Annotated in this window: 17 protein-coding genes, 1 tRNA gene and 1 other RNA gene; 13 read left to right on the plus strand and 6 right to left on the minus strand. The window is 74.7% G+C overall.

Translation table 11 applies throughout. The features are described 5' to 3' along the window. The first annotated feature begins 222 nt into the window (after positions 1–222). The 4 genes from ACR80Q_RS01800 (at position 223) to ACR80Q_RS01815 (ending at position 7,839) form a co-directional block, all read left to right on the plus strand. On the plus strand, positions 223–2,070 hold the full coding sequence (locus tag ACR80Q_RS01800; RefSeq protein ID WP_435375830.1) for an ATP-dependent metallopeptidase FtsH/Yme1/Tma family protein: 1,848 nt from the start codon (positions 223–225) through the stop codon (positions 2,068–2,070). 86 nt (positions 2,071–2,156) lie between these two features. Further along, positions 2,157–3,491 carry a methyl-accepting chemotaxis protein gene (locus ACR80Q_RS01805; protein ID WP_435375831.1) on the plus strand — a complete coding sequence of 445 codons (1,335 nt, stop codon included), beginning with the start codon at positions 2,157–2,159 and terminating at the stop codon, positions 3,489–3,491. Positions 3,492–3,633: 142 nt separating this feature from the next. Beyond that, positions 3,634–7,206 (plus strand): indolepyruvate ferredoxin oxidoreductase family protein, encoded by a 3,573-nt coding sequence (locus ACR80Q_RS01810; RefSeq protein WP_435375832.1) that lies wholly within the window; start codon positions 3,634–3,636, stop codon positions 7,204–7,206. A 144-nt stretch (positions 7,207–7,350) separates the two neighbouring features. Then, on the plus strand, positions 7,351–7,839 hold the full coding sequence (locus tag ACR80Q_RS01815; protein WP_435375833.1) for an Lrp/AsnC family transcriptional regulator: 489 nt from the start codon (positions 7,351–7,353) through the stop codon (positions 7,837–7,839). Positions 7,840–7,853: 14 nt separating this feature from the next. On the opposite strand, the gene ACR80Q_RS01820 is transcribed toward ACR80Q_RS01815, so the two are convergent. The 3 genes from ACR80Q_RS01820 to ffs all read right to left on the minus strand — a co-directional run bounded on the left by ACR80Q_RS01820 (position 7,854) and on the right by ffs (position 9,057). Further along, the gene (locus ACR80Q_RS01820; RefSeq protein ID WP_435375834.1) at positions 7,854–8,486 is read right to left on the minus strand and encodes a LytR C-terminal domain-containing protein; all 633 of its coding nucleotides are present in this window, start codon (positions 8,484–8,486) and stop codon (positions 7,854–7,856) included. Between the two features lie 76 nt (positions 8,487–8,562). After that, entirely contained in the window at positions 8,563–8,862 is a 300-nt protein-coding gene (locus ACR80Q_RS01825; RefSeq protein ID WP_435375835.1) for a type II toxin-antitoxin system VapB family antitoxin, read from the minus strand. Between the two features lie 98 nt (positions 8,863–8,960). Beyond that, an RNA gene (ffs, locus tag ACR80Q_RS01830) (signal recognition particle sRNA small type) lies at positions 8,961–9,057 on the minus strand. Between the two features lie 96 nt (positions 9,058–9,153). Here ffs and ACR80Q_RS01835 point away from each other — a divergent pair. After that, positions 9,154–9,238 (plus strand) — tRNA-Ser (locus ACR80Q_RS01835). A 55-nt stretch (positions 9,239–9,293) separates the two neighbouring features. On the opposite strand, the gene ACR80Q_RS01840 is transcribed toward ACR80Q_RS01835, so the two are convergent. Next, positions 9,294–10,415, minus strand: coding sequence for a class I SAM-dependent methyltransferase (locus tag ACR80Q_RS01840; protein ID WP_435375836.1), 1,122 nt, complete (start codon positions 10,413–10,415; stop codon positions 9,294–9,296). A 62-nt stretch (positions 10,416–10,477) separates the two neighbouring features. Between ACR80Q_RS01840 and ACR80Q_RS01845 the strand changes: the two genes are divergently transcribed. From ACR80Q_RS01845 to ACR80Q_RS01865, 5 genes are all read left to right on the plus strand, one after another. Further along, positions 10,478–10,858 (plus strand): YchJ family protein, encoded by a 381-nt coding sequence (locus tag ACR80Q_RS01845; RefSeq protein WP_435375837.1) that lies wholly within the window; start codon positions 10,478–10,480, stop codon positions 10,856–10,858. 86 nt (positions 10,859–10,944) lie between these two features. Continuing rightward, positions 10,945–12,390: a sodium/glutamate symporter gene (locus ACR80Q_RS01850; RefSeq protein ID WP_435375838.1), complete on the plus strand. Its 1,446-nt coding sequence runs from the start codon at positions 10,945–10,947 to the stop codon at positions 12,388–12,390. Positions 12,391–12,502: 112 nt separating this feature from the next. After that, entirely contained in the window at positions 12,503–15,307 is a 2,805-nt protein-coding gene (locus tag ACR80Q_RS01855; protein ID WP_435375839.1) for a DNA polymerase III subunit gamma and tau, read from the plus strand. A gap of 54 nt (positions 15,308–15,361) precedes the next feature. Then, on the plus strand, positions 15,362–15,961 hold the full coding sequence (gene recR, locus ACR80Q_RS01860; protein WP_435375840.1) for a recombination mediator RecR: 600 nt from the start codon (positions 15,362–15,364) through the stop codon (positions 15,959–15,961). Continuing rightward, positions 15,954–16,553 (plus strand): DUF5063 domain-containing protein, encoded by a 600-nt coding sequence (locus ACR80Q_RS01865; protein ID WP_435375841.1) that lies wholly within the window; start codon positions 15,954–15,956, stop codon positions 16,551–16,553. The genes recR and ACR80Q_RS01865 overlap by 8 nt, the downstream gene beginning before the upstream one ends. 10 nt (positions 16,554–16,563) lie before the next feature. Here the strand turns inward: ACR80Q_RS01865 and ACR80Q_RS01870 are convergent, their stop codons facing one another. Beyond that, complete coding sequence (locus ACR80Q_RS01870) at positions 16,564–17,700, minus strand: ABC transporter permease (RefSeq protein ID WP_435375842.1); 1,137 nt, start codon at positions 17,698–17,700, stop codon at positions 16,564–16,566. Continuing rightward, positions 17,697–18,647: an ABC transporter ATP-binding protein gene (locus ACR80Q_RS01875; RefSeq protein ID WP_435375843.1), complete on the minus strand. Its 951-nt coding sequence runs from the start codon at positions 18,645–18,647 to the stop codon at positions 17,697–17,699. The genes ACR80Q_RS01870 and ACR80Q_RS01875 overlap by 4 nt, the downstream gene beginning before the upstream one ends. A 122-nt stretch (positions 18,648–18,769) precedes the next feature. Between ACR80Q_RS01875 and ACR80Q_RS01880 the strand changes: the two genes are divergently transcribed. Genes ACR80Q_RS01880 through ACR80Q_RS01890 form a run of 3 tightly spaced genes read left to right on the plus strand, consistent with a single transcriptional unit; the run spans position 18,770 to position 22,202 of the window. Next, positions 18,770–20,077: an aspartate kinase gene (locus tag ACR80Q_RS01880; protein ID WP_435375844.1), complete on the plus strand. Its 1,308-nt coding sequence runs from the start codon at positions 18,770–18,772 to the stop codon at positions 20,075–20,077. 5 nt (positions 20,078–20,082) lie between these two features. Further along, positions 20,083–21,216 (plus strand): aspartate-semialdehyde dehydrogenase, encoded by a 1,134-nt coding sequence (locus ACR80Q_RS01885; RefSeq protein WP_435375845.1) that lies wholly within the window; start codon positions 20,083–20,085, stop codon positions 21,214–21,216. After that, positions 21,213–22,202 (plus strand): metallophosphoesterase, encoded by a 990-nt coding sequence (locus tag ACR80Q_RS01890; RefSeq protein WP_435375846.1) that lies wholly within the window; start codon positions 21,213–21,215, stop codon positions 22,200–22,202. The genes ACR80Q_RS01885 and ACR80Q_RS01890 overlap by 4 nt, the downstream gene beginning before the upstream one ends. Positions 22,203–22,339: the final 137 nt, after the last annotated feature.

Consider the following 22,339-nt stretch of genomic DNA (forward strand, 5'->3'; position numbering starts at 1 on the left):
GCGGCTGGTGGTCCGCCGGACCGCAAGGACATCCGTCACCTCGTCGACCGCCGACCGGGGCACCCCGGAGGTCGTCGGCCAGGCAGGCCCTCAGAGCGCAGGTGGCAGCACGCCGCCAGCGCATGAGCCTTGGGGGTACACCGGGCATGCCCCCGACGGGCGTCCTGCCTGTCTACGCCCACGAGCGGTGAAGGGCGGCAGCGCGCGTGCCGATGACAGGCCATGGCCTCCCCGCAGTCGCACCACCAGCGAGCCCGTTCCGCTCGTCGACGTCGCGGCGTCCTGCTGGCCGGGTTGCTGGTCGTCGCCGTGGCCGCGGCCGTCGGGGTGCAGCAGGGACGACCGGATGCGGCCGAGGGGGTGCCCCTGTCGCAGGCGGTCGATGCCGTCGAGGCCGGCGAGGTCGAGTCCGCGCTGCTGGACGAGGGCGCGGCCAGCGTCGTCCTCACCCTGACGGACTCCTCGATCATCACCGCGGACTTCCCCGACGCCTACGCGGGCACCCTGACCGAGCAGCTCGTCGCCGCGGGCGTCGAGGTCGAGACCGACCCGTTGCGGGCCCCGGGCCTGCTGTCGAGCCTGGCCCCGCTCCTGGTGATGGTCGCCTTGGTCGTCGGGCTGGTCTGGGGCGTCCGCAGCGGGGCCCTGACGGGGGCCACCAGGATGAGGGGCCGACGCGGCAAGCAGGTGGACGCGGTCCCGAGCGCCCGCTTCAGCGACGTGGCGGGCTGCGACGAGGCCATCACCGAGATGCGCGAGCTGGTGGAGTTCCTCCGTGACGGCGAGCGGTTCACCCGCGTCGGCGCCCGCCCGCCGCGCGGCGCCCTGCTCGTCGGTCCGCCCGGGACGGGCAAGACCCTGCTGGCCCGGGCGGTCGCCGGTGAGGCGGGCGTGCCGTTCTTCCCGCTGGCCGGCAGCGACTTCGTCGAGACCTACGCCGGCGTCGGCGCGCGCCGGGTCCGCGACCTGTTCGACCGGGCGCGTGACTCCGACGGGGGCATCATCTTCATCGACGAGATCGACGCCATCGGCCGCGCCCGTTCCGAAGGTCCGGGGCACAGCGGCGCCGACACCGAGCGCGAGAACACCCTCGTCTCGATGCTCAACGAGATGGACGGCTTCGACACCGACCACCGGATCATCGTGCTGGCCGCCACCAACCGTGCCGACGTGCTCGACCCCGCACTGACCCGTCCCGGCCGGCTCGACCGGCAGATCCAGGTGCCCGCCCCCGACCGTCGGGGCCGGACGGAGATCCTGGCCGTGCACGCGCGGTCACGGCCGATGGCGGACGACGTCGACCTGGTCGCCGTGGCCCGCCGCACGCCCGGGATGAGCGGGGCCGACCTGGCCCAGGTCGTCAACGAGGCCTGCATGGAGGCCGCCCGTCGCGACCTCGCGGTGGTCGACGCCGGCTGCGTCGACGCGGCCATCGCGACCGTGGCCCTCGGTCGGGCCCGCACCTCGGCCCTGGTCACCGACTTCGACCGCCGCGTCACCGCCTGGCACGAGGCCGGCCACACCGTCGCGGCGCTGCTGCTGGACGACGCGGACGACCCGGTCCAGGTGTCGATCGTGCCCCGCGGCCCGGCCGGGGGCGTGACCTGGATGAGCGGCAACGACGACGTGTTCCTGACCCGGGGCCGGGCGCTCGCCGACCTCCGCGTGAGCATGGGCGGGCGGGTCGCGGAAGAGCTGTTGCTGGACGGTGAGTACACCCAGGGCGCCCACGGCGACCTGACGGCGGCCAGCAGCCGGGCGCTGGCCATGGTCACCAAGTACGGCATGTCGCGGCACGGCTACCTGCTGGTCGACGACGACACCGTGCGGATGGGCGGCGAGGTCGCCCGCGAGGTCCGCGAGGTCGCCGAGGAGCTGCTGCGCGAGGCCCACGCCGCGGCGACGGCGCTGCTCACCGGGCACCGGGCGCTGCTCAACGCGGTCGCCGAGCAGCTGCTGGAGGCGGAGAACCTCACGCTGGCGCAGCTGCGGGTGATCCAGGCCGAGGTGAGCGCGCGCGACCTGCCCCGGGTGCCGCCTCAGGCTCACCGCGCCCGAGAGCTGGCCTGACCGTGGCGCCCATGCCGACGGCCGACCGTGCGGTGCCGCCCACGGACCGGCCTCAGGTGTCGCCGCCCGCTGCCGATCGTGGAGCCATGACCTCCACGTCCTCACCCGGCACCACGGTGACCGGTGCCGGTCCGGCCGGCTGGTTGCCGCGCAGCATCCCGCTCACCGACGACGTGTTCCGGGCCCGGCACCGCGTCATCGTGGCCGTCGCCGCGGTCCAGGTGCCGTTGCTGCTCGTGCTCGCCCTGGTGCGGGGCACCGGGGAGCTGATGGTGTGGCTCGAGCTGGCCGCGGTGCTGCCGCTGCTGCTGGTGGCGCGCTCGGGCGCGGGTCAGGCCGTGCGCAGCAGCGCCGTGAGCCTCGCGCTCATGCTGGGCGCCAGCGTCCTCGTGCACGCCGGGGGTGGCCTGACCGACCTGCACATCTCCTTCTACGTGCTCCTCACCGTCGTGGCGCTCTACCAGTCGTGGGCCCCGTTCCTCACCGCCGTGCTGTACGTGGCCCTGCACCACTCGTTGATGGCTCTCGTCGCGCCCATGTCGGTGTTCTCGTCCCACCACGCCCAGGAGAACCCCGTCCCCTACGCCGGGCTGCACGCGGTGTTCCTCCTCGCGCAGGCGGCCGCGCTGGCCTTCGGCTGGCGCTTCGCCGAGCAGGCCGAGGCCACCCGCCGGCACGAGGCCGAGCTCGCGCAGCGCGAGCGGGCGGCCAACCTCGCCCGGCTGGCCGAGGAGCGCGACGCCTCCGCCGCCCGGGCGGTGCGACGGCTCGAGGCCAACCGCGCCCGGGCCGCCGACGTGGCCGGACGCATGGTGGAGCTCGAGGCCGCCGGGCAGACGCTCAGCCGGGACGTGAGCACCGCGACCGGTGTCCTGGAGGAGCTGCGTGGCGCCATCGGGTCCATCGCGGCGGCCGCCGGGCATGCGTCGGCGACGGCGCTGGACGCGGACTCCCGCTCCCAGGAGTCGGTCGAGACCATCGCGCGGCTCACGGCGACGATGAGCGAGATCGAGGCCATCGCCACCCGGATCAACGGGGTCGCGGCCCAGACGAACCTGCTGGCGCTCAACGCGACCATCGAGGCGGCCCGGGCCGGTGACGCCGGCCGCGGGTTCGCCGTGGTGGCCGAGGAGGTCAAGGAGCTGGCGCGCGAGACGACGTCCGCCACCGACGAGATCCGGCGGGTCGTGGCGTCGGTGCGCACCGAGGTGGCCGAGACCGCGGCCCTCGTCGACCGGATCCGGTCCGTGATGGGGGACGTGCTGGACGCCCAGCAGACCATCGAGGCCGCGGTGACGGAGCAGACCGCCGCCACGGCCGAGGTGTCCGCGTCGATGTTCAGCGCGACCGAGGCCGCCGGGCAGGTCGCCACCCAGCTGCGCGGCGTGGCTGATGCCGCCACGGTCGTCGACACCGACTGAGGCGTCGAACGATGTTCTGCCACTGACCGCAGGATCTATTGCTCATGAGGTCTGACGCTCGGTCGAGCGTCGTGTCGTTCGGCCGCCTTGTCTGGCGCCCGCACGACTGCCACCCTCGCCGGAACCGACGAGGAGGTCGTTAATGACGGAGACCGCGGACACCCGCGACCAGGCCGGCGCGAGGGTGGACCCGGCGCCGACGGCGGCGACCGCCGACGGCTACCGCCTGGACGACCGGTACACCAAGGACTCGGGCCGGGTCATCATGAGCAGCATCCAGGCCCTGGCCCGGTTGCCGATCGAGCAGCTGCGCCGCGACCGGGCCGCGGGGCTGAGCACGGCCGCCCTGCTGTCCGGCTACCCCGGCTCGCCGCTGGGCGGGTACGACCTCGAGGTCGCCCGGATGAAGCGGCTGCACGACGACCTGCCGCTGGTCCACCGCCCCGCCGTCAACGAGGAGCTCGGCGCCTCGGCCGTGATGGGCTCGCAGCTGGCGGCCTCGCGCCCCGACGCGACCTACGACGGCGTGCTGGGCATCTGGTACGGCAAGGCCCCCGGCCTGGACCGGGCGACCGACGCCATCCGTCACGGCGTGTTCGCCGGCACGAGCCAGCACGGCGGCGTCGTCGCCCTGGTCGGCGACGACCCGGCCGCCAAGTCCAGCACGATGCCGTCCAGCAGCGACGCCGCCCTGGTCGACCTGCACATGCCGATCCTGTACCCCGGCACCCCGGCGGAGTGCCTGGAGCTGGGCCTGCACGCCGTCGCCATCAGCCGCGCCTGCGGGCTGTGGGCGGCCATGAAGATCGTCACCCCGGTCGCGGACGCCGTCGGCACCGTGGACCTGCCCGTCCTGGACGCCGACCCCGTCATGCCGGAGGGCTGGGACGCCGTCGAGCGCCACCCGTCGGCGGTGTTCCTGGGCTCGGCCCGCATGATCGCGGTCGAGAAGGAGTTCCGGACGGTCCGGCAGGACCTGGCCTACCGCTACGGCGTCCTCAACAACCTCAACCGGACCCCTGTCGACCCGGACGACGCCTGGATCGGGATCGTGTCGACCGGCTACACGTACTACGAGACCCGCGAGGCGCTGCGCCGGCTCGGGCTGAGCAGCGACGCCGACCTGGCCGACGCGGGGATCCGGCTGCTGCAGCTGCGGATGCCGGTGCCGTTCGACCGCGAGCTGGTCCGCCGGTTCGCACGCGGGCTCGACGAGATCGTCGTCGTGGAGGAGAAGAACCCCACGCTGGAGGGCCTCATCAAGGAGGTCCTGTACGACACCGACCACCGTCCCCGCGTGGTGGGCAAGCGCGACGAGGCGGGCGTCGAGCTGCTCCACGAGTACGGCCTGATGGACGCCGACGCCATCGTCGAGGCCCTGCGCGCCCGGCTGTCGCAGCGCCTGGCCGAGCGGCTGACGCCGCCGCCCCGCGAGCGCATCGAGGTCGGCTCGCTGCTGCCGCTGTCCACGCAGCGCACCCCGTTCTTCTGCTCCGGCTGCCCGCACAACTGGGGCACCAAGGTCCCCGACGGCACGCTCGTCGGCGCCGGCACCGGCTGCCACGGGATGAGCCTGCTGATGGACCCCGCGCTGGTCGGGGACACCTTCGGCATCACCGCGATGGGCAACGAGGGCGCCCACTGGATCGGGATGAGCCCGTTCGTCGAGACCGAGCACGTGGTGCAGAACTTCGGCGACGGCACCTACTTCCACTCCGGTCAGCTGGCCGTGCAGGCCGCGATCGGCGCCGGCGCCCGCATCACGTTCAAGATCCTCTACAACGACACCGTGGCGATGACGGGCGGGCAGGACGCCACCTTCAGCGTCGGCGTGCCCGCCCTGGCCACGACGCTGCTGGCGCTCGGCGCGAAGCGGGTCGTCGTGACCGCGCCCGACGCCGGCGACTACGACCGGGCGGGGCTGCCGCGCGAGGTCGACGTCCGCGACCGGGACGACATCGTCGACGTGCAGACCGAGCTCGCCGCCGTCGACGGCGTCACCGTCCTCATCCACCACCAGCCCTGTGCCGCGGAGCTCCGACGCGGGCGCAAGCGCGGCCGGGTCGAGACGCCCCCGAAGCGGATCGCGATCAACCCCCGCATCTGCGAGGGCTGCGGCGACTGCGGCGCGGTGTCCAACTGCCTGAGCGTGCAGCCGGTCGACACCCCGCTGGGGCGCCGCACCCGGATCGACCAGGACTCCTGCAACCTCGACTTCTCCTGCGTCAAGGGCGACTGCCCGGCGTTCATGGAGATCGACGTGTCCGAGGGTTCCGACGCGACGGCACCCGGCGTCGGTCCGGCCGACGCGACGGCACGTGGTGCGGGTGGTGGTCCGGGGTGGGAGCTGCCGGAGCCCGTCGCACCGACCGGTGAGGACGTCGTGCGGATCCGGCTCGCCGGCATCGGCGGCACAGGTGTCGTCACCGTGGCCCAGATGCTGGGGACCGCGGCCATGCTCGACGGCTGGGACGTCAGCGGGCTCGACCAGACGGGCCTTTCCCAGAAGGCCGGCCCCGTGATCAGCGACGTCGTCCTGACCCGCGACGGTGCGGCCTCGACCAACCTGATCGGCGACGGCCAGACCTCCACCCTGCTCGCCTTCGACGGGCTGGTCGGCGCGAGCGACCCGGTGCTGGCCGCCTGCGACCCGCGGGCCACCCGCGTCGTGCTGTCGACCACCCGCACGCCCACCGGTCGGATGGTGTCGCAGCCGTCCATCGCGTACCCCACCGACGGCGAGGTCACGACCAGGCTGCGGGCCGCGTCGAGCCGGCTGCTGGCCGGCGACGCGAGCCGGATGTCGCGCGTCCTGCTGGGCGACGCCGCCTACGCCAACGTCCTCGTGCTGGGGGCGGCGACCCAGACCGGGGCCGTACCGGTGGGCGTGGCCAGCCTGCGCCGCGCCGTCGAGCTCAACGGTGTCGCGGTCGAGGCCAACCTGGCCGCGTTCGACTGGGGTCGCGCCTGGGCCGCCGACCCCGAGCGGGTCGACGCCGAGGTCGCCCACCGTCGCGTCACCGCCGGCGAGATGCTGTCGACCCCGCCGCTGCCCGGGGCGCTCCGTCGTCGCGTCGACGGCCTGGGCCTGCACGACGACCTGGCCGAGGTCGTCCGGATGCTGGCCGCGGACCTCGTCGGCTACCAGGACGCCAGGTACTCCGTCCGCTTCCTGGACGTCGTCCAGCGGGTCGCCGCAGCCGAGCGCGAGCTGGTCGGCGAGGGGCACGACGAGCTGACCACCACCGTCGCCCGGTCGCTGCACAAGCTGATGGCCTACAAGGACGAGTACGAGGTGGCGCGCCTCATGCTGCTGCCGGAGGCCGACGCCGCGGCGGCCGAGGCCGGGACCGGGTCGCGCTCGTTCCTGCTGCACCCGCCGATGCTCAAGGCGCTCGGACGCCGCGGCAAGATCCGCTTCGACGACCGCACCCGGCCGGCGTTCTCGGCGCTGGCGCGGGGCAAGCGGCTGCGGGGCACCCGGCTCGACCCGTTCGGGGCGACCGAGATGCGTCGTACCGAGCGCGCGCTGGTCGGCGAGTACGTCGGGCTCGTCGCACGCCTGGTGGCGGGCCTGTCCGCCGGCAGCCACGCGCGAGCGGTCGAGATCGCCGGGATGGCCGACACCGTCCGCGGCTACGAGGCGCTCAAGGAACGTCGCGTCGCGGAGTACCGGGTGGCGGTCCAGGAGGCGATGGCCGGGTACGGCGGCTGAGCGCCGGGGTGTCTGGGAGCACGGCGCGAGGTGGGCACACCCCGGGGGTGCACCCACGGTGACGACAGTCGTCGGGGCCTGCGCCGCGGCCCCGGGCCGACCGGCCGTGCGCTCACGCCCGGGGCGCCCGACTAGCGTCAGGTCATGCCCCTAGCCCTCGACGCGCTGGACCGGCTCGTCCTCGCCGAGCTCCAGCGCGACGCCCGTCGGTCCAACAAGGCGCTGGCGGACCTGGCCGGGGTCGCGCCGTCGACGATGCTGGCCCGGGTGCGTCGCCTCGAGGAGGCCGGCGTCATCACGGGGTACCACGCCGTCGTCGACCACCGGGCGCTGGGGCGCACCGTCCGCGCGGTCGTGTCGGTCCGGTTGCAGCCCAAGAGCAGCGAGGTCGTGGCCGCGTTCATCGACGCCGTCTGGCAGCTGGACGAGACGGTCGGCATCAGCCTGACCACGGGCACCTACGACGTGCTGGTGCACCTGTCCGCGGCCGACGTGACCAGCCTGGGCGAGCGGCTGCTCAACGACATCGCCTCCTTCGACAACGTGGTGGCCGAGCACACGTCGCTGGTGCTGGAGCACCGGGAGAAGACCACGCTGCCGGTCCTGGGGGACCGGGCGGGCCAGACCGGCTGAGAGCCGGGGACCGCTCAGCCGACGGCTTCGGCCTCCGCGCCGGCGGCGCAGGCGATGACCGACGGCTGCGGCACCTGGGCGGTCGCCACGGCCTGGTCGAGCGTCGCGACCCCGGTCCAGGCGTCCCCGAGCACGGCGGTGACCACCGTGACCTGCGGGTCCGCCACGACGACGGCGCCCTCCAGGTGCGCGGCCACGGCCAGGGCGGCGGGCTCGGCCCCGGCCGGGAACCGCACCTGGGCCGGCTCGGCCACGGGGCCGGCGAAGTTGCCGACGTCGACCACCGTGAAGCCACGGACCTCGAGCTCGTCGCCGACGGTGCCGGCCAGCCCGCTGCGCGAGGTCGCGTTCAGCACCTCGACGCTGGTCCCGGCGACCCCGGCGGGCGTGACGACGGCCGGCTCGCAGGCCAGCGCGGCGGTCGACGGCTCGGCCGTGGCGGAGGCCTGGTTGCTCGGGGCGGGGGACCACGGCAGGTCCCAGCGACCGAGCACCGCCCCGCCGGCGGCCACGCCCACCCCGCCCACGGCGAGGATGATCATGAGGAGGACGACGGCGTGGCGGAGCGCTCGCCAACGACCACGACGACGTCGCTGCCGGTGGACGATCTCCTCGGGCTCGATCCAGCGCTCGACCGGCTGGGGCACCCACAGGGGGTCGTCCCAGTCCGGCTCCGGCGGCGGCTCGGGGCGTCTGCGGTTGAAGATGTCGGGGTCCTCCGGCCTAGCCCTCGTGCACCAGCACGCGGGCGTGGACGACTGCTCGCTGCCCGAGGGCCGCGCGGACCGCCCGGTGCAGGCCGTCCTCCAGGTACAGCTCGCCGCGCCACTGCACGACGTGCGGGAACAGGTCGCCGAAGAACGTCGAGTCCTCGTCGAGCAGCTGCTCCAGGTCCAGCGTGCGCTTGGTGGTGACCAGCTCGACCAGGCGGACAGGGCGAGGCGGCACGTCGGCCCAGTCCTTGGCCGAGTACCGGCCGTGGTCCGGGTACGGACGCACGTGGCCCACCCGCTTGAAGATCACGGCCCGAGGATACGACGACCGGGCGGGATCTCCCCGTCCCCGCTTCGGAGGACACCGATCGACATCGGATCGTTGCCGCGGGTGCAGGTCACCGGCGCACGAAGGACCCCCCGTGCACCCAGCAGAGCCCACGTACCCTTGCTGCCTTCCGGCCCTGGGGGAGTTCAGCAGGGTGCCGCCACACGGGGGGTCGTCCACGAGGGTAGCAACCGGGAGCGGCTGCCGGTGCACGCCCGTGGGCGGCGCCCGGGGCGGACCGAGTGCCGCCGGACCTCCAGTACCCTTACCGACGGAGGATTCGCCTAGCGGCCTATGGCGCACGCTTGGAAAGCGTGTTGGGTTAACGCCCTCGGGGGTTCAAATCCCCCATCCTCCGCGGTCGAGAGGCCCGTCACTGCCACCTGCAGGGCGGGCCTCTCGCGCGTCGTGGCTCAGGCGGTGACCGAGCGCGTCACCGTGAACGTCTTGTTGCGGCCCATCTGCTCGGTCCGCCCGACGATCCCGGCCAGCGTCGCCTTGTGCTCGAGGTGGGAGTTGTAGACCGTCCACAGCTCGCCACCGGGGCGCAGCACCCGCGCGGCCTCGGCGAACAGCGGTCGGGCGACGCCGGGGTGCACGGTGGCGCCGGAGTGGAACGGCGGGTTGAGCAGGACCAGGTCGGCGCTGGCGTCGGGCTGCTGCGACAGGCCCAGGTCGCGCACCACGGCGACCTCGAGCCCGTTCGCCGCCGCGGTGGCGCGGGTCGAGGCCACGGCGGCCGCGGACTCGTCCGTGGCGAGGACGTGCGTGGCGGGCCGGGCGCGCTTGACCACGCACGCGACCAGGCCGGTCCCGCACCCCAGGTCGACGACGTCCACGGCGTCGGGCTTCATGCGCGGCAGGTGCTCCAGCAGGAACCGGGTGCCCAGGTCCACCTTGGTGCCGGCGAAGGCGGCCCCGTGCGCGGCGACGGTCAGGTCGTAGTCGGCGTGGTGCTCGGTCTCGGGGTACGTCGCGGTCCCGTCGGCTGCCGGCCGGGGCCCGCGAGCGGTCAGCACCCGCGACTTCTGCCGGCCCAGGCCCGCGGTCACGTCGTCGAAGTGACGGGCCAGCACCTCGTTCATCGCCCGGGTCATGTGCTTGACCCGGCCGCCGGCCAGGAGCGTCACGTCGGGCGCGGCCCACCGGGCCACCGCGGCGGCGACCTCGTCCAGGGCGGACAGGCTCCGGGGCAGCTGGAGCAGCACCAGTCGCGCGCCGCCGAGCAGACCGGCGTCGAGCCCGTGCACGGAGTAGGCGTCGGTGACCCCCGTACGGGCCGCGTTGGTCGCCAGGGCCAGCTCGCCGGTCAGCCGGTCGGTGTGCACCCGCACCCCGGTGGCGCCGTGCAGGGCGGCCAGCCCGACGGTCAGCGCCCCGTACTGGTCGTCGACCACGACGACCTGCCCCGGGGCCAGGTCCGCCACCGTCTCGGCGGCCGTGTCGAGCAGCAAGCGGTCCGTGGCGTCGACCGCCACCAGGTTCGGGGCCTGGACGTCGGGGGCTCGGGTCAGGTCGTCCAGGGGAGTCGTCACCGGTCGAGACTACGGAGGTCCCGGGGGTCGGCGGTCCACCGGAGCGGCCCCATGATGCCGTCATGGAACGTTGCCCCTGCTCGAGCGGACTGCCCCTCGACCGGTGCTGCCGGCCCGTCCACGTCGACCACTCCCGAGCCGTCACGGCCGAGCAGCTGATGCGCTCGCGCTACAGCGCCTTCGCCGTCGGGGACGTGGGGCACCTGCTGCGGACCTGGCACCGCAGCACCCGTCCGTCGTCGCTCGAGCTCGACCCGGACCTGCGCTGGTACCGGTTGGACGTCCTGGCCACCACCGCGGGCGGCATGTTCGACGACGAGGGGACCGTGGCGTTCGAGGCCTTCCACCGCTCGCCCGGGGGGCGGGGGTCCCAGCACGAGGTGAGCCGCTTCGTCCGCGAGGGGGGTCGCTGGTACTACCTGGACGGGGTGACCGGCCGGTAGACCACCACCGGGCACGATGCGTGGCGGTCTTGTCACGGGCGGTGCCAGCCGGGAAGGTGGGCGGCCACTACGGACGGGGGACCACCATGTCGCCGGAGACCATCGGGCTCAGCCTGCTCGTGCTCGGGGTGCTGCTGCTCGTCGCCAAGCTGATCCGGATCAGGTCGCGCACGGCGCAGAAGCTCTTCCTGCCCAGCTCCATCATCGGCGGGTTCATCGCGCTGCTGGTCGGGCCGGAGGTCGTCGGCGCCGCCGCGGTGGCCCTGGGGGCGGGCGAGGACTCCCTGCTGGGCGGCGGGCTCTGGCCGGCCTCGTTCCTCGAGGTGTGGTCGTCGTTGCCCGGGCTGCTGATCTCGGTCGTCTTCGCGACCCTGTTCCTGGGCGAGAAGATCCCCAAGGTCAAGGACGCCGCGGACCTGGCCGGACCACAGCTGGCCCTCGGGGTCACGATGGCGTCGGGGCAGTACGTCATCGGCCTGCTGCTGGCGATCCTGGTGCTCGTGCCGGTGTTCGGGCTCAGCCCGATCTCCGGGGCGCTCATCGAGATCGGCTTCGAGGGCGGCCACGGCACCGCGGCCGGGCTGGGCGACACCCTCGCCGAGCTGGGGTTCGCCGAGGGGCAGGACCTCGCGCTCGGCCTGGCCACCGTGGGCGTGGTGTCCGGCGTCGTGGTGGGCATCGCCATCATCAACTGGGGCGTGCGGACCGGGCGGGCGGTGGTGCTGGAGAGCGACGCCAAGGCGTCGCTGGCCGAGCAGCGTGGTCTGTACGAGAAGGACCAGCCGCCGGCCGCGTTCATGACCGTGCGCAGCGCGTCCATCGAGCCGCTGGCCATCCACTTCGCGATCGTCGCGGTGGCCATCCTCATCGGGGCGGCCCTGCTCGAGGGGCTGCAGGCGCTGGAGACCCTGCTGTGGGCCGACACCATCGAGATCTTCGCGTTCGTCCCGCTGTTCCCCCTGGCGATGCTGGGCGGTGTCGCGGTGCAGGTGTTCGCCGACAAGTTCGACCGCACCGGCATCATCGACCGGCAGATGATGCTGCGGCTGCAGGGCATCGCCCTGGACCTGCTCATCGTCAGCGCCCTCGCCACGCTGTCGATCCAGGCCATCGCCGACAACCTGGTCCCGTTCCTGCTGCTGGCCGGGGCCGGCCTGGCCTGGAACTTCGGTGTGTTCGCGTTCCTCGCGCAGCGCATGATCCCCAACTTCTGGTTCGAGCGCGGGATCGGCGACCTGGGCCAGTCCCTCGGGGTCACCGCGACGGGCATCATCCTGATCAAGGTCGCCGACCCGGACGGCAAGACCCCGGCCATGGAGGCGTTCGGCTACAAGCAGCTCGCGTTCGAGCCGTTCTTCGGCGGCGGGCTCATCACCGCGGCCGCCATCCCGCTCATCGCCGCGACGGGCCCGACCCCCTTGCTGCTCGGGATGACCGCGCTGCTGGTGTTCTCGCTGGCGGTCGGGATCCTCTACTACGGGCGTCGCGGGGAGCGGACGACGGTCGAGATGCCGGTCGGCACGCGCGACTGATCTGTGCGGGGTGCGGGCCTGGCCACCAGGACGGGGCCGTCCTGGGCCGGCGGGAGCCGGCCTGGGGACCGACGGCGGCGGGGTGTCCGGCGCTCGCCGTAAGGTGACGGCCATGGCAGACGAGGCGCGTCCGATCCTCGCCCTGTACCGCCGGTACCGCCCGGACACGTTCGAGCAGGTCGTCGGCCAGGACCACGCCATCACCCCCATCACGGCCGCCCTGGCCAAGGGGCGGATCAACCACGCCTACCTGTTCTCCGGCCCGCGCGGCTGCGGCAAGACGACCAGCGCCCGGGTCCTCGCGCGTTCGCTCAACTGCGTCCAGGGGCCCACCCCCACGCCGTGCGGGCAGTGCCCGTCCTGCGTGGACCTGGCCAACGGCAGCACCGGCAGCCTCGACGTCATCGAGATCGACGCCGCCAGCCACCGCGGCATCGACGACGCCCGGGACCTGCGCGAGCGGGTGGCCAACTTCCCGGTCCGCGACCGGTACAAGGTCGTCATCATCGACGAGGCGCACCAGATCACCACCGACGCGTTCAGCGCCCTGCTCAAGGTGGTCGAGGAGCCGCCGGAGCACGTCGTGTTCGTGTTCGCGACCACCGAGCCGGAGAAGGTCCTCGGCACCATCCGCTCCCGGACCCACCACTTCCCGTTCCGGCTGGTGCCGCCCGCCCGCCTGCTGCAGCACCTCGAGGACGTCTGCCGCCGCGAGGGGGTCACCGTCGAGCCGGCCGCGCTGTCGCTGGTCATCCGCGCCGGCGGCGGGTCGGTGCGGGACTCGATGTCGGTGCTGGACCAGCTGATCGCCGGTGCCGACGGCGACGTCGACGTGCACCTGGCCACCAACCTGCTCGGCTACGTCCCGGAGTCGCTGCTGGACGACCTGGTCGACGCGCTCGCCGCGGTCGACGGGGCCGCGGCGTTCGCGTCGGTGCACCACGCCGTGGAGTCCGGCCACGACCCGCGCCGCTACACCAACGAGCTGCTCGAGCGGCTACGGACCCTGGTCATCGTGTCGCGGGTGGGCGAGGGGGCGGCCGCGGTGCTGCCCGAGGTCCCCGAGGACGCCTTCGAGCGGCTCCGGCACCAGGCCTCGCGGTTCGGCCACGCCGAGCTGTCCCGGGCCGCCGACGTGGTCGCCGCCGCCCTGGGTGAGATGGCGGGCGCCACCAGCCCGCGCCTGCTCCTGGAGCTGCTCGTCGCGCGGCTGCTCGTCGTGGGGGCCGACGACGACGGTGCGGTGCCGACCCGGGTCGAGCGGCTGGAGCGTCAGCTGGCGGCGCTGGGCGAGGGCGGGGCGTTGCCGCGGCCCCAGCCGCGGTCGGCGCCGGCAGCGCAGCCTGAGCCCCGGCAGCCTGAGCCGCGGCCGTCCGAGCCGCGGCTGTCCGAGCCGCGGCATTCCGAGCCGCGGCAGCCTGAGCCGCAGCCGTCCGAGCCGCGGCCGCCCGAGCCGCGGCATTCCGAGCCGCGGCAGCCTGAGCCGCAGCCGTCCGAGCCGCGGCCGCCCGAGCCGCGGCATTCCGAGCCGCGGCAGCCTGAGCCGCAGCGGGCGACCCGGCCGACAGCACCGCCCCCTCAGCAGCAGCCCGCCACCCAGCAGCGCCCGGACCACCAGACCCCGCCCGAGCCGCGTCCACGCGACGCGGCCGGGGCGCCGGGCTCCACCGCCGGGACCCCTGCGACCCCGGACTGGCCGGCCACCGCCGGTCGACCCCTCGACCCCAGGACGGCCCCGGCGCCCTCGGACCGGACCGCCGAGCGCTCCGGCGAGCCCGCCGCACCGCAGGACCCCGCCGCACCTCGGGACCCTGCCGCGCGACGGGACCCCGCCGCACTTCGGGACCCCGCCGCGCGACGAGACCCCGCCGCACCTCGGGCCTCCGCCGCGCGACGGGCACCCGCCGCACCGCGGGACCCCGCCGCACCGCGGGCGCCCGCCGCACCGCAGGACCCCGCCGCACCGCGGGCGCCCGCCGCACCGCAGGACCCCGCCGCACCGCGGGCGCCCGCCGCACCGCAGGACCCCGCCGCACCGCGGGCGCCCGCCGCACCGCAGGACCCCGCCGCACCTCGGGACCCCGCCGCGCGACGGGACCCCGCCGCACCTCGGGACCCCGCCGCGCGACGGGACCCCGCCGCACCGCGGGACCCCGCCGCACCGCGGGAGCCCGCCGCACCGCGGGAGCCCGCCGCACCGCGGTCCGACGGCCCGGCGGACCGGCCCCCGACGCAGGCCCCCCCGACCCCGCCCCCGGCGGGGTCCGGGCCCGACGGCGGGACCGACGCAGGCGGTGTCACGGTCGAGGTCGTCCGTCGGACCTGGGACCAGGTGGTCGACCGGCTCCGCACCATCCGACGGCTGACCTGGACCCTGGTCAGCGAGAACGCCCAGGTCCTGGCCCTGGACGGCCAGAGCCTCACCCTCGGCTTCCCCACCCAGGGGCTGGCCGACGCGTTCAACCAGCGTGGCCACTCCGACTGCGTCAAGGAGGCCCTGGTCGAGACCCTGGGCGTCGAGCGCAAGGCGGTCGGGGTCGTCGGGGGCCGTGGTGCCGGGGGGGCCCCGCCCGTCGACCCCGGCCCCGCCGAGCCCGACCCCGGTCCCGACGACGGCCCGGCCCCCCTGGGCGCGGACGGGTGGCCCGTCGTCACCGGCCCCAGCGCCCGGACGGTGCCGTCCGCGGCCCGACCCGCCGCCCCGGGCGGGGGCGACCCGGGGGCACCGGCGGTGCAGGAGGCCCCGGCCCGCACCCGTCCACGGGTCGAGCCGATCGCGCCGGAACCAGCCGTGGACGACGTCGTGTCCCGCGACGACCCGAGCGCCGACGTCGACGGCTCGGGCCACGGCACCGACGTGCTCACCCGGCTGCTCGGCGCGCAGGTGATCCAGGACGACCGCACGGACGGCACCTGAGGCCGACCCCGCGGCCGGGCGCGGCGGGGGTGCCGGGCGCCGTAGTCTCACGGGGTGTACGAAGGAGTGGTCGCTGACCTGATCGAGGAGCTCGGACGCCTGCCCGGCGTCGGTCCCAAGTCGGCGCAGCGCATCGCCTTCCACCTGCTCCAGGCCGACCCGGAGGACGTGACCCGGCTGTCGGAGGTGCTCGCGCAGGTCAAGGCCCGGGTCCGCTTCTGCGACGTCTGCGGCAACGTGTCCGAGGAGGAGCGCTGCCGGATCTGCCGCGACCCCCGCCGCGACCCGGCCGTCATCTGCGTCGTCGAGGAGCCCCGCGACGTCGTGGCCATCGAGAAGACGCGGGAGTTCCGCGGGCTCTACCACGTGCTCGGCGGCGCGATCAGCCCCATCGACGGCATCGGCCCCAACGAACTGCGCATCCGAGAGCTGATGGGCAGGCTGGCCTCGGACCAGGTCACCGAGCTGATCCTGGCCACCGACCCGAACCTGGAGGGCGAGGCCACGGCGACGTACCTGGCCCGCCTCGTCAGGCCGATGGGGCTGCGGGTGACCAGGCTGGCCAGCGGCCTCCCTGTGGGTGGAGACCTGGAGTACGCGGACGAGGTGACGCTCGGGAGGGCGTTCGAGGGACGGAGACTGATCGATGTCTGACACCGGTGACGGCACGACGGGCACCACGAGCCGCGTCAGCGAGGGCGACGTGTCCCTGGCGGTCGAGGTGGCGGCCGAGGTCCAGGCCTTCCTCGACACCACGACCCACGTGGCCGCCGGTGACGGCGAGGGCGCGGCGATCCCCCTGCTGCACCTGGCGCTGTCGCGGATCCTGGCCGTCGGCGCCCGGCTGGGGGCCACGCGCGACGTCGTGCCGGCCGACCGGTTCGAACCCGACACCGGGCCGGAGCCGGACATGGACCCGTTGCGCCTGGGCCTGGTCGCGGCGCTCGGGGACCAGGACACCTACACCGAGACCGTCGACCCGCAGGGCGGCTCCGACGTCGCCATCGGCAGCCTCGCCGACGACCTGACCCAGGTGGCGTCTGACCTGGCCTACGGGCTGCGGCACCTCGAGGCCGGACGGGTCGCGGAGGCGCTGTGGTGGTGGCAGTTCGCCTACCTGGCCACCTGGGGCCAGCGCGGCACCGCCGCCCAGCGGGCCCTCGTCTCGCTCATGGCCCACGCCCGGCTCGACGTGGACGCCGACGTGGCCGCCGAGGCCGAGTTCGAGGCCCTGCACGCCCGCTGAGGGCACCCGGTCAGGCGATGCGCTGGCCGACGGGGAGCCGGCCGACCGGGGTGCGCAGCCGGCGGACGGCCAGGGCCGTGGACCCGGCCACGAGGACGGCGTAGAACGCCAGGCCCCACGGCCAGACCGGGGGCAGCGCGGCGCGCTCCGCCGCGCGGGCCCGGTCGTCCAGCTCGCTGCACCAGTCCACCGACAGGTCGGGACCCAGGCGGGCCTCCCGCGACACGTCGCCGAGACCGCGCAGCACGTCGGACCCCGAGGCAGGGTCGAGGTCGGGCTGCAGCGGGGCGGCGTCGGCGACCACCACGTACGGGCTGGTGACCAGCAGCCACCAGGTCAGGTCGGTGCGCGGGAGGCTCTCCTGCGAGCGGCGCTCCACGCAGTCGGTGGGCCGGCCGGTGTCCGGGTCGTAGCCCGCGGGCTCGACGTAGGTGACGGTCTCCGTCGTGGTCAGCAGCGCCGAGGACAACGGCACGAGCAACGGCGAGACCACGGCCAGGCAGAACGCCACGAGGTACGACAGCACGACGCTCGCGACCGGCCGGACGACCACGGCCGACAGGCCCAGCCCGACGGCGGTCACCACGGCCAGCGACACCCCCACCAGCAGCACGATCACCAGCAGCCGGGTCAGGCTGGTGCCGCCGAGGGCGAACGCGACGACCAGCGACGGCAGGGCCCCGGCGAGCAGCGCCAGGGTGCCGCACCAGGCCGCGAGCAGCTTGCCGACGGCGATCTCGGCGGGGCTCAGCAGCGTCACCTGCAGCGTGGCCAGCGTCCCGTCGCGGCTGTCACCGTTGATGCTCGTGGCGGCGAGCCCGGGGGCGACCAGCAGGCCGAACGACAGCACCACCAGCACCGTGACGCCGAACAGCACCGTGCCGGTGCCCGCGGTGATCGCGCCGCCCAGGGTCACCGTCGACAGCACCACCAGACCGCACAGCCCGGTCACCAACGTGGTCCACGCCGCCCACGCCACCAGCCACCGTCGGGCCCGCATCAGCCGACGCAGCTCCAGCCAGGCCACCGTCCCCACCCCGTGCCGGGACACCCGCCACGTCGGGGTGCCGCCGGTCGGCCGGTCCCAGGAGGTCGGCGGCGCCTCCGCGCTGCGGCCCGGCCCGACCTCGCCCGTGGGTGCGCTCACCGCTCGGCCCTCCCGCCGTCGGGGCCGGTGAGCCCCAGGTACGTCTGCTCGATCCGGCCGGCGGTGGGCGCGAAGTGGCTCAACCGGACCCCCGACGTGACGAGGTCGGTGAGCAGGTCGGCCGCCTGCTGCTCGTCGGGCAGGGCGAGGTCCAGCGCACCGGCCGGTCCGTCGACGGGGTGCAGCCCGCGCGCGGCCAGGGCGGTCACCAGGGCGGTCCGGTCCGGGCCCTGCAGCCGCCAGCCGGACCGGGCGTGGGCGCTCGCGAGGGCCTCGGGGGCCACGGTCCGCCCGTCGAGGACGTAGACGGCGCTGTCGGCGAGCTCGTCGAGCTCGCTGAGGACGTGGGAGCTGACCAGGACGCACCGACCCCGCTCGGCCAGGGCCCGCAGCACGTGGCGCAGCTCCACGCGTGAACCGGGGTCCAGGCCGGAAGCGGGTTCGTCCAGCACGAGCACCTCCGGGTCGTGCACCAGGGCCCGGGCCAGCCCGAGCCGCTGCTTCTGCCCGCGGGACAGCACCCGGGCCGGGGCGCCGGCCAGGTCGCCCAGCCGGACCTGGTGCAGCAGCTCGTGCACCCGGACCTCGGCCACCGCGGGCGGCACCCGGTAGGCCCGGGCGAACACCTGCAGGTGCTCCACGACGGTCAGCGCGTCCCAGGCGCCGAACACGTCGGGCATCCAGCCCAGCCGGGCCCGGACCGCCGCGCCCTCGCCGGCGGGGTCGGCCCCGGCCACGCGGACCGTGCCGGCGTCGGGGGCCAGCAGACCGGCGACCATCAGCATGAGCGTGGTCTTGCCGGAGCCGTTCGGCCCGACCAGGGCCGTGACCTGCCCCGCGGGTGCCGCGAGGCTCATGTCGACGACGGCGTGCACGGGACCGAACGAGCGACGGACCCCGACCACCTGGATCCCGTCCGCCTGCGATGCGCCGTCCGAGCCGGTCATGCGCCCAGCATGCAGCACCGCGGATCGAGGGTGGGGGAGCCTCGGTAGACTCCGGCCGCCTCCACCCGAGCGGGGGAGCGCGGGACGGCTGACGTCCCAGAGCCTCGGAGGTGGTCCGTCCCATGGGTGTGGTCGTGCAGAAGTACGGCGGGTCCAGCGTCAGCGACGCCGCCGCCGTCAAGCGCGTCGCCCAGCGCATCGTCCGTACGGTGCAGGCCGGCAACAAGGTGTGCGTGGTCGTGTCCGCCATGGGCGACACCACCGACGAGCTGCTGGAGCTGGCCGAGCAGGTCACCCCGACCCCGCCCGGCCGGGAGCTGGACATGCTCCTGACCGCCGGTGAGCGGATCAGCATGGCGGTCCTGGCCATGGCGATCCAGAACCTGGGTCACGAGGCGCGCTCGTTCACGGGGTCGCAGGCCGGGGTCATCACCGACTCCAGCCACGGCAAGGCCCGGATCATCGACGTCACGCCCGGGCGGATCAGCACGGCGCTCGAGGAGGGCGCCATCGCGATCGTCGCCGGGTTCCAGGGCGTCAGCCAGGACACCAAGGACATCACCACGCTCGGTCGTGGCGGCTCGGACACCACGGCCGTGGCGCTGGCCGCGGCCCTCGAGGCCGACGTCTGCGAGATCTACACCGACGTGGACGGCGTGTTCAGCGCCGACCCGCGGATCGTGGCCACCGCCCGCCGGCTCGACACCGTCACCTACGAGGAGATGCTGGAGCTGGCCGCCAACGGCGCCAAGATCCTGCACCTGCGCTGCGTGGAGTACGCCCGCCGCTACGGCATCCCCGTGCACGTGCGCAGCTCGTTCTCCGACCGCACCGGCACCACCGTCACCGGCAGCATGTTCGATCCCCCGGCCCGACGGCCGGATGGGGCCCCCAGTGAGGAGCGCAGCATGGAGCAGCCCATCATCGCCGGCGTCGCGCACGACCGCAGCGAGGCCAAGATCACCGTCGTCGGCGTCCCCGACGTCCCGGGCAAGGCGGCCGCGATCTTCCAGGAGGTCGCCCGCGCCGGCGTCAACATCGACATGATCGTGCAGAACGTGTCGGCCGCGCAGACGGGTCTGACCGACGTGTCGTTCACGCTGCCCAAGACCGACGGTGCCGACGCCATGAACACCCTGCAGGGCGTGCAGTCGGAGATCGGGTTCACCCGGCTGCAGTACGACGACCAGATCGGCAAGGTCTCGCTCGTCGGTGCCGGCATGCGCAGCCACCCCGGCGTCTCGGCGACGTTCTTCGCCGCGCTGGCCGAGGCGGGCGTCAACATCGACGTCATCTCCACCTCCGAGATCCGGATCTCGGTCGTCACCCACGCCGACAAGGTGGACGACGCCGTCCGCGCGGTGCACACGGCGTTCCAGCTGGACGCCGACCAGATCGAGGCCGTCGTGTACGGCGGGACAGGACGCTGAGGACGATGACCACCACCACCAGCAGCCCGACCGGCGGCGCCACCACCGGCCGCAGGCCCACCCTCGCCGTGGTCGGCGCGACCGGCGCCGTCGGCACCGTCATGCTCGACATCCTCAGCAGCCGTCCCGACGTGTGGGGCGAGATCCGGTTGATCGCCTCGGCCCGCTCCGCCGGCACCGTGCTGCAGGTCCGCGGCGAGGGCGTCGAGGTCAAGGCCCTGTCGCCGGGGGTGTTCGACGGCGTGGACGTGGCCATGTTCGACGTGCCCGACGAGATCAGCGCCGACTGGGCGCCCGTCGCCGCCGCGCGCGGTGCGGTCGTGGTCGACAACTCCGGCGCGTTCCGGATGGACCCCGACGTCCCGCTGGTCGTGCCCGAGGTCAACCCCGAGGCCGTCGCGCACCGTCCCAAGGGCATCATCGCCAACCCCAACTGCACGACCCTGACCATGATGGCGGCCCTCGGTGCGCTGCACCGGCGCTGGCGGCTCACCGAGCTGGTCGTGTCCAGCTACCAGGCGGCGTCCGGGGCGGGCAAGCCCGGGGTCGACCGGCTCCGCGCCGAGCTCGGGGTCGTGGCCGCGGACGACACCCTGGGCACCGCGCCGGGCGACGTCCGCCGCGCGGTGGCCGACGCGCTGGACGACGGCGTCGACGGGCGCTTCCCGTTCGGGGCGCCGCTGGCCATGAACGTCGTGCCGTGGGCGGGCAGCCTCAAGGACGACGGCTGGTCCAGCGAGGAGCTCAAGGTCCGCAACGAGTCCCGCAAGATCCTCGGGATCGACGACCTCAAGGTGTCGGCGACCTGCGTGCGGGTGCCGGTCGTCACGACGCACTCCCTCGCGGTCCACGCCACCTTCGCCGAGGCGCTGACCGCCGACGAGGCCCGGGCCGAGCTCGAGCAGGCTCCGACCGTCGTGGTGCAGGACGACCCCGCGAACGGGCAGTTCCCGACGCCGGCCGACGTGGTCGGGCAGGACCCCACCTACGTCGGTCGGATCCGCCAGGCGCTGGACTTCCCCAACACGCTCGACCTGTTCGTCAGCGGTGACAACCTGCGCAAGGGCGCGGCGCTGAACACCGCGGAGATCGCCGAGCTGGTCGCGGCCGAGCTGACGGGGCGGCGGGCCGGGGCGTGACCCGCCCCGGCCGCACCGGCCCCGACGGCCCCGGCGGCCAAGGTCCAGGTCGCACCCGGCGCGGCGCCCGCCGGGCCGCACGCCTGGCCGGGGCGACGGTGCTGACCGGCGCCGGGGTCCTGGGCTGGTCGTTGCTGGAGGCCCGCGCCCACGCCCTGCGGCGCGTCGACGTCCCCGTCCTGGAGCCCGGGGCGGCGCCGCTGCGGGTGCTGCACCTGTCCGACCTGCACCTGACGCCCCGGAACACCCACCGGCGGGACTGGGTCGCGGGCCTCGCCGCGCTGGAGCCCGACCTGACCGTGGTCACCGGCGACATGCTCGCCCACGTCGACGCGGTGCCCACCGTGCTGGCGGCCCTCGGCGGGCTCCTGGAGCGGCCGGGCGTGTTCGTGCTGGGGTCCAACGACTACCACGCGCCCGAGCTACGGAACCCGCTGCGCTACTTCCTCGGGCCCAGCGAGCTGGACCTCCGGCCCACACCGCTGCCGACGGCCGACCTGACCGGTGCGCTCACCGGGGCGGGCTGGCTCGACCTGGACAACGCCCGCGGCACCCTGCAGCTGCTGGGCCGCACGGTGCGCTTCGTCGGGGTGGACGACCCCCACCTGCGGCGGGACCGGATGCCCCCGCCGGAGCACGGCCGCCGGGCCAGCGGGCTCCGCATCGGGGTGAGCCACGCCCCCTACCGGCGCGTGCTCAGCGCCATGGCCGAGGACGGGGCCGACCTGGTGCTCGCCGGTCACACCCACGGCGGCCAGGTGTGCGTGCCCGGGTTCGGTGCGCTGGTGACCAACTGCGACCTGCCGCCCCGGTACGCGAAGGGCCTGTTCGCGTGGCCCTCCGACGTGCCGGCCCGCGACGGCTTCAGCGCGCCGCGGTCGTCCTGGGTCAACGTGAGCGCCGGGCTGGGGACGAGCCCGTTCACCCCGGTGCGGCTCGCCTGCCGGCCGGAGGCCTCGCTGCTGACGCTGGTGCCCCGGGTCTGACGGGCGGCCTCGTCGTCCGGGTCCGGGGGGCGACGGCTCGACGGTACGGTGGTCCGGGTCGAGCCCCGGCGTGTCAGCGGGGCCGGCGAGGGAGGGACGCCGGACGGCGTCCGCGGGTGACACGAGCTGGAGGAGCG

Source organism: Aquipuribacter aurantiacus, from assembly GCF_051216895.1.
Taxonomy (GTDB): domain Bacteria; phylum Actinomycetota; class Actinomycetes; order Actinomycetales; family JBBAYJ01; genus Aquipuribacter.

Excerpts from the sequence above, each read along its gene's own strand:
- ACR80Q_RS01850 (WP_435375838.1), top strand. The coding sequence starts at position 10,945 with ATGTCGCCGGAGACCATCGGGCTCAGCCTGCTCGTGCTCGGGGTGCTG.
- ACR80Q_RS01805 (WP_435375831.1), top strand. The coding sequence starts at position 2,157 with ATGACCTCCACGTCCTCACCCGGCACCACGGTGACCGGTGCCGGTCCG.
- ACR80Q_RS01885 (WP_435375845.1), top strand. The coding sequence starts at position 20,083 with ATGACCACCACCACCAGCAGCCCGACCGGCGGCGCCACCACCGGCCGC.
- ACR80Q_RS01810 (WP_435375832.1), top strand. The coding sequence starts at position 3,634 with ATGACGGAGACCGCGGACACCCGCGACCAGGCCGGCGCGAGGGTGGAC.
- ACR80Q_RS01875 (WP_435375843.1), bottom strand. The coding sequence starts at position 18,647 with ATGACCGGCTCGGACGGCGCATCGCAGGCGGACGGGATCCAGGTGGTC.
- ACR80Q_RS01845 (WP_435375837.1), top strand. The coding sequence starts at position 10,478 with ATGGAACGTTGCCCCTGCTCGAGCGGACTGCCCCTCGACCGGTGCTGC.
- ACR80Q_RS01815 (WP_435375833.1), top strand. The coding sequence starts at position 7,351 with ATGCCCCTAGCCCTCGACGCGCTGGACCGGCTCGTCCTCGCCGAGCTC.
- ACR80Q_RS01855 (WP_435375839.1), top strand. The coding sequence starts at position 12,503 with ATGGCAGACGAGGCGCGTCCGATCCTCGCCCTGTACCGCCGGTACCGC.
- ACR80Q_RS01880 (WP_435375844.1), top strand. The coding sequence starts at position 18,770 with ATGGGTGTGGTCGTGCAGAAGTACGGCGGGTCCAGCGTCAGCGACGCC.
- ACR80Q_RS01865 (WP_435375841.1), top strand. The coding sequence starts at position 15,954 with ATGTCTGACACCGGTGACGGCACGACGGGCACCACGAGCCGCGTCAGC.
- ACR80Q_RS01800 (WP_435375830.1), top strand. The coding sequence starts at position 223 with ATGGCCTCCCCGCAGTCGCACCACCAGCGAGCCCGTTCCGCTCGTCGA.